The sequence below is a fragment of the Amycolatopsis sp. EV170708-02-1 genome, assembly GCF_022479115.1.
Taxonomy (GTDB): Bacteria; Actinomycetota; Actinomycetes; order Mycobacteriales; family Pseudonocardiaceae; genus Amycolatopsis.
Genome location: NZ_CP092497.1, coordinates 5,636,006 through 5,649,454, shown reverse-complemented (window position 1 = coordinate 5,649,454; position 13,449 = coordinate 5,636,006). Strand labels below are relative to the sequence as shown.

2 protein-coding genes and 1 pseudogene are annotated in these 13,449 nt (G+C 72.7%); all 3 read left to right on the top strand.

All coding sequences use genetic code 11. The features are described from left to right. Positions 1-124: 124 nt before the first annotated feature. A pseudogene (locus MJQ72_RS45185) lies at positions 125-1,176 on the top strand (AMP-binding protein); the annotation flags it as partial. Beyond that, complete coding sequence (locus tag MJQ72_RS45180) at positions 1,174-1,653, top strand: AMP-binding enzyme (RefSeq protein ID WP_396427006.1); 480 nt, start codon at positions 1,174-1,176, stop codon at positions 1,651-1,653. The pseudogene MJQ72_RS45185 and the gene MJQ72_RS45180, both read left to right, overlap by 3 nt. A 280-nt stretch (positions 1,654-1,933) precedes the next feature. Beyond that, complete coding sequence (locus MJQ72_RS25505; protein WP_240593538.1) at positions 1,934-13,444, top strand: type I polyketide synthase; 11,511 nt, start codon at positions 1,934-1,936, stop codon at positions 13,442-13,444. Positions 13,445-13,449 lie beyond the last annotated feature (5 nt).

The window sequence follows — 13,449 nt, the reverse complement described above, 5'->3', positions numbered from 1 at the left end:
GCGAAGGTGACACATCCGTGAGCTGGGGCTGAAGGGCGCTTTCACCGCGTCTGACGCGGTGATGGGCCCCTTCGCGTCGATATATCCGTTCAGCTCGGCCAACAGGCTCTGAGAGGGGAGTCCGGTGTCCTTGTCGCTCGCGGCCGTCCTCGCCGATTCGGCGGGCAGGCGGCCGGACCACCCCGCGCTCGTGTTCGACGGGGAACCGTTCTCCTACCGGGAACTCTGGGCCGGGGCGAAGAGGTACGCCTCCGCGCTCCGGGGCCAGGGGGTCGGCGCCGGTGACCGGGTCGTGCTGCTCCTGCCGAACACCCCGGAGTTCCCGATGGTCTACTTCGGTGCCCTGGCGCTCGGGCGGTGGTCGTGCCGGTGCACACGTTGCTCGTCGCGGAGGAGATCCAGTACATCCTCACCGACTGCGACGCCCGGGTGCTGATCTGCGGCCCCGCCCTCCTGGAGCAGGGCGGCGAGGCCGCCGACGCGGCCGGTGTCGAAGTACTGACGATGCTGGAGGACGGCGACACCGGCCGGACCCGCCTCGACGTCCTCGCCGGGGCCGCCGCCGAGATCGAGCGGTACGAACCCCGGGAACCGTCGGACCTCGCCCTGATCCTGTACACCTCGGGGACCACCGGCAAACCCAAGGGCGCGATGCTGACCCAGCTGAGCGTCGTGCTGAACGTGACCACCACGATGCTGTCGCCGTTCGACTTCCACGCCGACGACGTGCTGCTCGGCTGCTTGCCGCTGTTCCACACCTTCGGCCAGATCTGCGGCATGGCGACCTGTTTCCGCGCCGGCGCGACGATGGTGCTGATGTCGCGGTTCGACGCGCGGCAGGCGCTGGAGCTGATGGTGGAGCAGAACTGCTCGCTGTTCATGGGCGTGCCGACGATGTACGTCGCGTTGCTGGAGGCCGCCGCGGAGGATCCGCGAAGGCCCAAACTCGACCGCGCCTTCTCCGGTGGCTCCTCGCTGCCCGTGGCGCTCCTGGAACGGTTCGAGGCGGAGTTCGACTGCCCGATCTACGAGGGGTACGGCCTCACCGAGACCTCGCCGGTGGTGGCCTACAACCAGCGCGCGTGGCCGACCCGCGCGGGCACCGTCGGCAAACCGATCTGGGGCGTGGACGTCGCCATCGCGCGCGCCGAGACCGAAGACCGGATCGAGCCGATGCCGCCGGGCGAGGTCGGCGAGATCGTCGTCCGTGGCCACAACGTGATGGCGGGCTACCTGAACCGGCCCGAGGCGACGGCGGCCGTGATCGTGGACGGCTGGTTCCGCAGCGGCGACCTCGGCTTCCTCGACGACGACGGCTATCTGTCCCTTGTGGACCGCAAAAAGGACATGATCCTCCGCGGCGGCTACAACGTGTATCCGCGCGAGATCGAGGAAGTACTGGCCAGGCATCCCGCGATCGCCCAGGTCGCGGTGATCGGCGTGCCGGACGAACGGTACGGCGAGGAGATCTGCGCCGTCGTCGTGACCGCTCCGGACCGGGAAGCCGGGCCGGAACTGGCGGCCGAACTCGTGGCGTGGAGCAAGAAGCACGTCGCGGCCTACAAATACCCGCGCCGGGTGGAGTTTCTCGACGCGATGCCGCTCGGGCCGAGCGGCAAGATCCTCAAACGGGAGCTGGCGGCCCGGCTCTGACCTTGGTGCGACAGTGATGGGCTGAAGGCTCCCTTCGCCGCGTCTGATGCGGCGAAGGGAGCCTTCAGCCCAAGTCGGATACGGGGGCGTGTCGCGAAAGCCACTTTCGGGACATCAGACGTCGCGAAAGTGGCTTTCGCGACCTGCGCCCCAGACCTGCCCGCGGAACCGCCGCACCGACCCCTGCCCGCCCCCGCGCTCGACGGTGAACAGGGGGACGTAGGGGTGCGAAAGGGGTCCGTTCCCGCACTAGCTTCGGAACCCCATCCTCGAACCCGAAATGCGGACCATGCGAGACGAACTGATTCTGCGAACTCGACGTGTTCGGCCGGACTGGGCCACGGTGCTGGCCGCTTTCGACGAAACCCCGGACGGGGAGCGACGGCGGGCGCTCGCCGCTCTGGTCGTCGCCGAGACCGAAGCGGTGCTGGAGGCGAAGCCGGACGCGGGGGCCGCGGCGCCCGGGACGCCGTTCGCCGAACTCGGGTTCGATTCCCTCGCGGCGGTGGAGCTGCACCGGCGGATCTCGGCGGCCACCGCGCTGGAACTGCCGGTGACGCTCGTCTTCGACCATCCGACGCCGTCGGCGCTCGCCGGGCACCTGCGCGATCTGCTCGCCGGCGAGGCCGTGGCCGAGATCGAGGACTACCAGCCGATCGCCGGCGACGAGCCGATCGCGATCGTCGGCATGGCCTGCCGCTATCCCGGCGGGATCGGTTCGCCGGAGGACCTCTGGCGCCTGGTCACCGAGGGTGGGGACGCGACGTCGGAGTTCCCGGCCGACCGCGGCTGGGACGTGGAATCGCTGTACGACCCCGACCCCGGGGTGCCCGGCAAGACCTACACCCGGCGAGGCGGTTTCCTCGACGGCGCCGGGGATTTCGACGCGGGTTTCTTCGGGATCTCGCCGCGTGAGGCGCTGGCGATGGATCCGCAGCAGCGCTTGTTGCTGGAGACCTCGTGGGAGGCGTTCGAGCGGGCGGGGATCGACCCGGCGACCTTGCGGGGCAGCGCGACCGGCGTGTTCGTCGGCGCGGAGACCCAGGAATACGGACCACGTCTCGGTGGCGCGGAAGAAGGCCTCGAAGGGTATCTGCTGACCGGTAACGCGGCGAGCGTCGCGTCCGGCCGAGTCTCGTACGCGTTCGGGTTCGAGGGCCCGACGGTCACCGTGGACACGGCGTGCTCGTCGTCGCTGGTGGCCCTGCACCTGGCCGGGCAGGCGCTGCGGCTGGGGGAGTGCTCGATCGCGGTGGCGGGCGGCGTCGCGGTGATGTCGAGCCCGGGCGGTTTCCTCGCCTTCAGCCGTCAGCGCGGGCTCGCCCCGGACGGCCGCTGCAAACCGTTCTCCGCCTTGGCCGACGGCACCGGCTGGTCCGAAGGCGTCGGGATGCTGGTGCTGGAAAGGCTTTCCGACGCCCGGCGCAACGGGCACCGGGTGCTCGCCGTCGTCCGCGGCACCGCGATCAACTCCGACGGCGCCAGCAACGGCCTCACCGCGCCCAACGGCGCCGCGCAGCAGCGGGTGATCCGGCGCGCGCTGGCGAACGCGGGGCTCGCACCGTCCGAAGTGGACGCTGTCGAAGCACACGGCACCGGCACCGTTCTCGGCGACCCGATCGAGGCGCAGGCCCTACTGGCGACCTATGGCCGCGACCGCGAGCGCCCGCTGCTGCTCGGTTCGGTCAAGTCGAACATCGGGCACACCCAGTCGGCCGCCGGGGTGGCCGGGGTGATCAAGATGGTGCAGGCGATGCGGCACGGTGTGCTGCCCAAGACCCTGCACGCCGACGAACCCACCCCGAAGGTCGCGTGGGCCTCCGGTGCCGTCGAGCTGCTCGGCGAGACCGCCGGCTGGCCGGAGACCGGGGCGCCCCGCCGCGCGGCGGTGTCGTCGTTCGGGATGAGCGGCACCAACGCGCACGCCGTCCTCGAACAGGCCCCCGCCGAAGAGGAGCCCGAGCCGGCGCCGGAAGCCTGGCCCACCTGGTTGTTCCCCGTCAGCGGCCGCGACGAGAACGCCTTGCGCCGTCAGGCCGCGCGGCTGCGCGAAGACCTGCCGGACAGTGACCTCCCCGCCATCGCCGCCGCGCTCGCCACCACCCGGTCCGCCCTGGAGTGGCGGGCCGTGGTGACCGCCGCCGATCGCGCGGGACTGTTGGCCGGGTTGGACGCGTTGGCCACCGGTGAAGCTCTGCCGAGCCTGGTCCACGGGACGGCGCGGGTCGGGATCGTCTTCAGCGGCCAGGGCAGCCAGCGCGCCGGGATGGGCCACGAACTGCACCGCCGGTTCCCGGCGTTCGCCGCCGCCTTCGACGACGCCTGCGGGCATCTCGACCTGCAACTGGACCGGCCGTTGGCCGAGATCGTGTTCGCTGCCGAGGGCACCGAGGAAGCCGGGCTGCTGCACCGCACCGAATACGCGCAGTGCGCGCTGTTCGCCGTCGAGGTCGCGCTGTTCCGGTTGTACGAGCACTGGGGCCTGCGCCCCGATTACGTCGCCGGGCACTCGATCGGCGAGCTGGCCGCCGCGCACGTCTCGGGCATGCTCTCGCTCTCCGACGCCGCCGCGCTCGTCGCCGCGCGGGGACGCCTGATGCAGGACACGCGCGAGGGCGGTGCGATGCTCGCCGTGCAGGCGAAGGAGGACGAGATCCTGCCGCTGCTGGGCGACCGCCTCGCGATCGCGGCCGTCAACGGCCCGCGGTCGGTGGTCGTCTCCGGCGACGAGGCCGCGGTCGAGGAGATCGCCGCCGCGTTCGCCGGGCGCAAGACCAAACGGCTCAAGGTGAGTCACGCCTTCCACTCGCACCACATGGACGGGATGCTCGACGAGTTCCGCCGGTTCGCCGAGATCCTCACCTTCCGGAAGCCGGCGATTCCGCTGGTGTCCACCGTGTCCGGTGAACTGCTCACCGAGGCGACGGCGCCGGAGTACTGGGTGGAGCACGTGCGCCGCCCGGTGCGGTTCGCCGACGGCGTGCGGCGGCTGGACGAACTCGGCGTCGACGTGCTCCTGGAACTCGGCCCGGACGCGGTGCTGACCCCGATGGCGGCCGAAGTCCTCGACGGTGAGGGACCGGCGCTGGTGCCGAGCCTGCGCGGCTCGCGGCCGGAGGCGGAGGCGCTCGCCGTGTCGCTGGCCGAACTGTGGGTCCGCGGCGCCGAACCCGGCTGGCCCCGGGTGTTCGGCGAGCACCCGAAGACCGATTTGCCGACTTATGCCTTCGAACGGCAGCGGTACTGGCTGATCGACCAGGACACCGCCGGGGATCCCGGTGCCTACGGGCTGGGCGACACAGGTCATCCGCTCCTGCGGGCGTCGGTCACCACGGCCGAAGACGGTGCCCTGCTGCTTTCCGGCAGGCTGTCCCCGCTCACCCAGCCTTGGCTCGCCGACCACGTCGTCGGTGGTGACGTGGTGCTGCCGGGCACCGCGCTGCTCGAACTGGCGTTGCGGGCCGCGGAGCTCGCGGGATCCGGCGGCGTCGAAGAACTGACCCTCGAAATGCCGTTGGTGGTTTCCGAAGCGGGCGTCCAGGTCCAGGTGTCGGTCCGCGACGGCAGGCTCCTGATCTTCTTCCGTGACACGGACGACGACGAGTGGACGCGGTGCGCTTCGGGCACGCTCGGCGCCGCGGCGACCGCTCCCGACTTCGGGGCGTGGCCGCCCGCCGGTGAGCCCCTAGACCTTTCCGATCTCTACGACCGGCTCGCCGATTCCGGCCTCGACTACGGACCGGCGTTCCGGTGCCTGCGCGCCGCGTGGCGGGCCGGTGACGACCTCTACGCCGAGGTCGCCGCCGTGCCGGAGACCCAGGGCGGGTTCGGCGTGCATCCGGCGCTGCTGGACGCGGCCCTGCACGTGCTCGAACTCGGGGCCGGGGGCGGTGGTCCCGCGGCGCTGCCGTTCGCGTGGTCCGGTGTGACGCTGCACGCGAGTGGTGCCGACGTGCTGCGCGTCAAGCTCGAGAACCACGTCGCGGGCGCCGAAGCCGGGACGTACTCGGTGTCCCTGAAGGTGGCCGACGCCGCGGGCGAGCCCGTCGCGTCGGTGGAATCCCTGGCCCTGCGCCCGCTCGCCACCGCGCCGCGCGCGCAGGACGGCGCGCTCTACGGCGTCGACTGGGTTCCGCTTTCCGGAAGCCCGGGTACCGCTGAATACCGGCTCTACCCGGACCTGACCGCCGTCGACGGCGAGGTGCCGCCGGTCGTCGCCGTCCGCTGCGGTGAGTCCCTTGAAGGCGTGCTGGATCTCGTCCAGGCCTGGCTCGCCGACGACCGGTTCGCCCCGGCCCGGCTGGCACTGCTGACCGAGGGCGCCGTCGCCACCGAAAGCCCTGATCCCGCAACGGCCGCCGCGTGGGGGCTCGTGCGTTCCGCGCAGGCCGAGCATCCGGACCGGCTGGTGCTGGCCGACGTCACGGGAGAAGACGGCCTCGCCGCCGGACTGGCTTCCGGGGAGCCCGAGTTCGCCGTCCGCGACGGCGTGGTGCTGGTCCCCAGGCTGACGCGGGTCCCGAGCCCGGCCCCGGCTTCGTTCACCACCGGTGGCACGGTGCTGATCACCGGCGGGACCGGCGGTCTCGCCGGGCTGCTGGCCCGGCATCTGGTCGAGCGGCACGAGGTCCGCAGCCTGCTTCTCGTGAGCCGTCGCGGCGCCGCGGGCCCGCTCGTGGACGACCTCACCGCGCTGGGAGCGGACGTCACCGTCGCCGCCTGCGACATCGCCGACCGCGAGGCCGTCGCGGCACTGCTCGCCGAACACCCGGTGTCGGCGGTCGTCCACGCCGCCGGCGTGCTCGACGACGCGACCGTCGCCACGCTCGACCACGAGCGGCTGGCGGCCGTCCTCCGGCCGAAGGTCACCGGCGCGCTCGTCCTGGACGAGCTCACCCGTGACCTCGACCTGTCGGCTTTCGTGCTGTTCTCGTCGTCCGCGGCCACCTTCGACGGCGCCGGGCAGGCCAACTACGCCGCGGCCAACGCCTTCCTCGAAGCACTCGCCCTCCGCCGCCGCGCGGAAGGCCGCCCAGGCGTGGCACTGGGCTGGGGACTGTGGGACGCCGGGATGGGCGGACGGCTCGACGAGGCGGCACTGCGCCGGATCGCCCGCACCGGCCAGCGCGCGCTGTCCGAAGTGGACGGTCTCGCGCTGTTCGACGCGGCGCTGGCGGCGGACCGGCCGGTGCTCCTGCCGATGCGGATGGACCGTGCCGCGTTGCGTGCCCGCGCCACCGCCGACGGACTTCCCACCGTCCTCAGTGGACTCGTCCGGGTCACCCGCCCGGCGCCGTCGGCCGCGCCGCGCGGCGGACTGGACGAGGCGGCCCTGCTCGACCTCGTCCGGACGACGGTCGCCGCCGTGCTCGGCCACCCGGACGCCCGCGCGATCGACCCGGACCGCGCGTTCACCGAGGTCGGCTTCGACTCGCTCGCCGCCGTGGAACTGCGCAACCGGCTGATCGCGGCCACCGGGCTGAAGATCGCGCCGACGCTGGTGTTCGATCACCCGAACCCGCGTGCGGTCGCCACGTTCCTCGCCGCCGGATCCGCTCCGGTCCGCGACGAGGTGGCCGCTCCGGCCGACACCGACGAGCCGATCGCGATCATCGGCATGGCCTGCCGCTATCCGGGCGGGGTGAACACACCCGACGACCTGTGGCGCCTGGTCGCCGACGGGAACGACGGCGTCACCCGGTTCCCCGAGAACCGCGGCTGGGACACCGCCGGCGTCTACCACCCCGACGCCGACCACCGCGGCACCACCTACGTGCGCGAGGGCGGTTTCCTGCACGACGCCGGGCAGTTCGATCCGGGCTTCTTCGGCATCTCGCCGCGCGAGGCGCTGGCCATGGACCCCCAGCAGCGGCTCCTGCTGGAGATCTCCCACGAAGCCGTCGAACGGGCCGGGATCGACCCGAAGTCCTTGCGCGGCAGCGGAACCGGTGTGTTCGCCGGGGTGATGTACCACGACTACGCGACCGGGCTGAACCGCGTGCCCGACGACGTCGAGGGTTACCTCGGCAACGGGACCTCGGCCAGCATCCACTCCGGCCGGGTCGCCTACACCTTCGGGCTGGAAGGCCCGGCGGTCACGATCGACACGGCCTGCTCGTCGTCGCTGGTGGCGCTGCACCTGGCCGCGCAGGCGCTGCGGCGCGGCGAATGCTCGATGGCGCTGGCGGGCGGGGTGACCGTGATGGCCACGCCCGAGGTCTTCGTGGACTTCAGCCGTCAGCGGGGCCTCGCCCCCGACGGCCGCTGCAAGTCCTTTTCGGACGACGCCGACGGCACGGTGTGGAGCGAAGGCGTCGGAATGCTCCTGGTGGAACGCCTCTCCGACGCCCGCCGCAACGGCCATCGCGTCCTCGCGATCGTTCGGGGCAGCGCGGTCAACCAGGACGGCGCGTCCAACGGCCTGACCGCCCCGAGCGGTCCGTCGCAGCAACGGGTGATCCGCCGGGCGCTGGCGAACGCCGGCCTCGAACCGTCCGAAGTGGACGCCGTCGAGGCGCACGGCACCGGGACGCCACTGGGCGATCCCATCGAGGCACAAGCCGTGCTCGCCACCTACGGCCAGGACCGGGATCGGCCGCTGTGGCTGGGGTCGCTGAAGTCGAACCTCGGCCACACCCAGGCCGCCGCGGGGGTCGGCGGGATCATCAAGATGGTGCAGGCGATGCACCACGGTGTGCTGCCGCGCACGCTCAACCTCGGCACGCCGACGACCAAGGTCGACTGGACGGCCGGGAACGTGTCCCTGCTCAGCGAGCCCGTTTCCTGGCCGGAACACGGAGGGCCCCGGCGCGCGGCGGTCTCGTCGTTCGGGATCAGCGGGACCAACGCGCATGTCGTCCTGGAACAGGCGGAGCCGGTCGAACAGTCCATTTCGGACACATCACCGCTCGGTGGTGACGTGCTGCCGTTCGTCTTGTCCGGAAAGACGTCCGCCGCCTTGGCCGCGCAGGCGGACCGGCTCGCCGGGCACCTCCGTGACGACGTCTCGCTGCCCGCGGTGGCCCGCGCGCTCGCGGTGACCAGGTCCGCGCTGGACCATCGTGCCGTGGTGGTGGCGGGCGACCGCGCCGGATTGACCGCCGGGCTGCGCGCGCTGGCCGACGGCGTCCCCGCGCCCCACGTCGTCGGCGGGGTCGCCGAGAACGGCAAGCCCGTCTTCGTCTTCCCCGGCCAGGGTTCGCAGTGGACCGGGATGGCGGTGGATCTGCTGGGTTCGTCGGCCGTTTTCGCCGAGGCGATGGCCGACTGCGAGACCGCGCTGCTGTCCCATGTGGACTGGAAGCTGACGCACGTCCTGTCCGACGCGGCGGCGCTGGAGCGGGTGGACGTCGTCCAGCCGGTGCTGTTCGCGGTGATGGTGTCGCTGGCCCGGCTCTGGCGGGCGTGCGGGATCGAACCCGCCGCCGTGGCCGGGCACTCGCAGGGCGAGATCGCGGCCGCGTGTGTCGCGGGCGCGCTGTCGCTGGAAGATGCCGCGCGGGTGGTCTGCCTGCGCAGCAAGGCGATCCTGGCGCTGTCCGGGCTGGGCGGGATGGTGTCGGTCGCGGCCTCCGAGGACCGGGTCCGGGAGCTGCTGCCCGACGGCGTGTCCGTGGCCGCGGTGAACGGCCCCGCCTCCGTCGTCGTGTCCGGTGACGTCGCCGGGCTGGACGCGCTGCTCAAGCGGTGCGAGCTGCTCGATGTGCGGGCGAAGCGTGTCCCGGTGGACTACGCGTCCCATTCGGCTCACGTCGACTCGATCGAAGAGGACGTCGTGACGGCCCTGGCGGGAATCGCGCCGCGCGAAGCTGGCGTGCCGATGTACTCGACCGTCACCGGGGAACCGATCGACACGACCACCCTCGACGCGGCCTACTGGTTCCGCAATCTCCGGGCCACCGTCCGGTTCGACCTGGCGGTGCGGCGGCTCATCGAAGACGGGTTCCGGTTCTTCGTCGAGACGAGCCCGCATCCGGTGCTGGTCGCCGGGCTGACCGAACTCGTCGAAGAGGCCGCCGTGCCCGCCGTCGCGCTCGCGAGCCTTCGCCGCGACGAAGGCGGGCCGACCCGGTTCGTCACGTCGCTGGCCGAGGCGCACGCCCACGGCCTCAGCCCCGACTGGGCCGCGCTGCTGCCCGAGGCGGGCTGGGTGGATCTGCCGCCCTATGCCTTCCAGCATCAGGAGTTCTGGCTCACCGACGCCGGGGAACCGGGCGACGCCGCCGGATTCGGTCTCGGCGCCACCGGGCATCCGCTGCTCACCGCCGCGACCGCGCTGCCGGGTTCCGGCGGGCTCCTGCTCACCGGCCGGATCTCGACGGCCGCCCAGCCGTGGCTGACCGATCACGCGGTGCAGGGCACCGTCCTGCTGCCGGGCACCGCGTTCGTGGAGCTCGCGCTGCAGGCCGGGACCCACGCGGGCTGCGGACGGATCGACGAACTGACCCTCGAAGCCCCGCTGCCGCTTCCCGAGCAGGGTGGCGTCCGCGTCCAGGTCGCCGTGGGGTCCGAAGTGGACGGACGCCGCGAGGTCACCGTGCACTCCCAGGCCGAATCCGGTGACGACATCTGGGTGCGGCACGCGTCCGGCTTCCTGACTTCGGAGGAGACCCCGGGAGAGGGGCTGACCGAATGGCCGCCCGCCGGCGCGACGAGCGTCGACCTCGACGGCTTCTACGCCGAAGCCGAGACGCAGGGCTACGGTTACGGCCCGGCGTTCCAGGGGCTGCGGGCGGCCTGGACCTCGGGCTCCGACGTCTTCGCCGAGGTCGCCCTGCCCGGCGCCGAGGGAGCGGACCGGTTCGGCCTGCATCCGGCGTTGCTCGACGCCGCCCTCCACGCCCTCGGCACCGTCCGGTCCGGCGACGGCGCGGAACTGCCGTTCGCGTGGACCGGGGTCACCGTGCACGCCGTCGGCGCCACCGCGCTGCGGGTCCGGCTCACCGTGGGGGCGGACACCGTCGCCGTGACGGCGGCCGACCCGTCGGGTGCGCCGGTCGCGACCGTCGAAGGCCTGGTCACGCGGCCTGCCGCGCTGCCGGGCTCTCGGCGTCCGGACTCGCTTTTCCGCGTCGGCTGGACTCCGGTGGTCGCACCGGAAGCCGTCGGGACGCCGACCGTCACGGTCCTGCCGGACGGCGACCTCACCGCGCTCACCGAGATTCCCGATGTGGTGCTGGTGCCGGTGGGAGCCGAGGCGGGCGACCTCACCGAAAGCACGCATCGCACGACCGCCCGGGTGCTGGACCTGATCCGGACCTGGCTCGACGACGAGCGGTTCGCCGACGCGCGGCTGGTGCTGCACACCCGCGGCGCGGTCGCGGACGTCAGCGACCTGTCGGCCGCGGCGGCCTGGGGCCTGGTGCGGTCCGCGCAGGCCGAGAACCCCGACCGGATCGTCCTCCTCGACAGCGACGGGGACCTTCCCCCGGCGTTGCCCGCCGAGGTACTGGCCACCGGTGAGGCCCAGCTCGCGTGGCGCGACGGGGAACTGCTCGTGCCGAGGCTCGCCAAGGTCTCCGCCGACGGCACGCTGACCCCGCCCGACGGCCCGTGGGTGCTCGATGCGCCCCGTCGTGGCACGCTGGAAGAGCTCGCGCTCGTCCCGGCACCCGCGGCCGCCCGGCCGCTCGCCGACGGTGAGGTCCGGATCCAGGTCCGGGCCGCCGGGATCAACTTCCGCGACGTGCTCATCACGCTCGACATGTATCCCGAGGACAACGCGGTGATGGGCAGCGAGGGCGCGGGCGTGGTCACTGAAATCGGCGCCGGTGTCACCGGGCTGAAACCGGGCGATCGGGTCTTCGGCCTGTTCGACGGCGCGTTCGGCCCGGTCGCGATCGCCGACCGGCGGACGGTGACGCGAATGCCCACGGACTGGACGTTCACCGAAGCGGCGGCGCTGCCGGTCGTCTTCCTCACCGCCTACTACGGGCTGGTCGACCTCGGCGGGCTACGGCCGGGGGAGAAGGTGCTGATCCACGGCGCGACCGGCGGCGTCGGCATGGCCGCGGTCCAGCTGGCCCGCCACCTCGGCGTCGAGGTGTTCGCCACGGCGAGCCCCGGCAAGTGGGAGGTGCTGCGGGGCCTCGGTTTCGACGACGAGCACATCGCCTCCTCCCGCACGCTGGACTTCGAGGACCGGTTCGGCCGGATGGACGTCGTCCTGGACTCGCTCGCCAAGGAGTTCGTCGACGCGTCGCTGCGGCTGCTGGGCGAGGGCGGCCGGTTCGTGGAGATGGGCAAGACCGACATCCGTGACGCGGACGAGGTCGCGGCCGCGCATCCCGGCGTCACCTATCGCGCGTTCGACCTGCTCGACGCCGGACGGCCGAGGATCGGCGAGATCCTGGCCGAGCTGCTGGAGCTGTTCGGCGCCGGGTCGCTCACCGTGCCCCGGCCGACGGTGTGGGACGCGCGCCGCGCGCCCGAGGTCTTCCGGTTCATGAGCCAGGCCAAGCACATCGGCAAGAACGTGCTCACCATTCCGTCCGCAATGGACGAGAACGGGACGGTGCTGATCACCGGTGCCACCGGGACACTCGGCGCACTGGTCGCCCGGCATCTGGTCGCCGAGCGTGGTGTCCGGCACCTGTTGCTCGTCGGCCGCCGGGGCCGCGCCGCGGCCGGGATGGCGGAACTCGAAGCGGAACTGGCCGCCGCCGGGGCGTCGGTCACCATCGCCGCCTGCGACGCGGCGGACCGGACGGCGCTGGCCGCGTTGCTCGCCACCGTCCCGCCCGAACATCCGCTGACCGGGGTGGTGCACGCCGCCGGAGTCCTGGACGACGGCCTCGTCGCCACGCTGACCCCCGAGCGGCTGGCGAAGGTGCTGCGGCCGAAGGTCGACGCCGCGGTCAACCTGCACGAGCTGACCCGCGACGCGGAGCTCGCAGAGTTCGTCCTGTTCTCCTCGGCCGCCGGTGCGTTCGGCGACGCCGGACAAGGCAACTACGCCGCCGCCAACAGCTTCCTCGACGCCCTCGCCCGGCACCGTCGTGCGGAGGGGCTGCCCGCGGTCTCGCTCGCGTGGGGCTTCTGGGCCCAGCTGAGCGGGATGACCGGGCACCTCGGCGAGGCGGATCTCGCCCGGCTCAAGCGATCCGGGATGAGCCCGCTGTCCACTGAGGACGGTTTGCTGTTGCTGGACGCCGCCCGCGCCGGGTACGAACCGGCGCCGCTGCCGATGCACATCGACCTCGCCGCCCTGCGAGGCGGGGAAGTGCATCCGCTGCTGCGGGGGCTGGTGAAGGCACCGGTCCGCCGGGCGGCCGCGGCCATCGGAGCACAGACCGCCGGATTCGCCGACCGGCTGGCCGGGCTCGCCCCCGCAGCCCGCGGCAGGGCCCTGCTGGACCTGATCCGCGCGAACGTCGCGGCGGTGCTCGGCTTCGGTTCCCCGGAGCAGGTCGGTGTCCGGCAGGCGTTCCGGGAGCTGGGGTTCGACTCGCTCAGCGCGGTCGAACTCCGCAACCGGCTCAACGCGGCGACCGGCCTGCGGCTGCCCGCCACCGTCGTGTTCGACCATCCGACGCCCACCGCGCTCGCCGAAACCCTCGGCGACCGGCTGGCACCCGCCGAGGACGCCGTTGACGACGAGGTCGCCCGCATCGGCGCGGTCCTCGCCTCGGTGCCCGCCGACCGGCTCCGTGAAGCCGGCGTGCTGGACCTGCTGACCCGGCTGGCCGACCCCGGCTACCGCCCCACCGAGTCGCTCGACGGCGCGGACATCGACGAGATGGACGCCGACCGCCTGATCGAACTCGCTTTCGACGCTTCCGACCCCGCCTGACGCGA

What these genes read in the sequence shown, in the direction of transcription:
- MJQ72_RS45180 (WP_396427006.1), top strand. Translation starts at nt 1,174, where the DNA reads ATGCCGCCGGGCGAGGTCGGCGAGATCGTCGTCCGTGGCCACAACGTG.
- MJQ72_RS25505 (WP_240593538.1), top strand. Translation starts at nt 1,934, where the DNA reads ATGCGGACCATGCGAGACGAACTGATTCTGCGAACTCGACGTGTTCGG.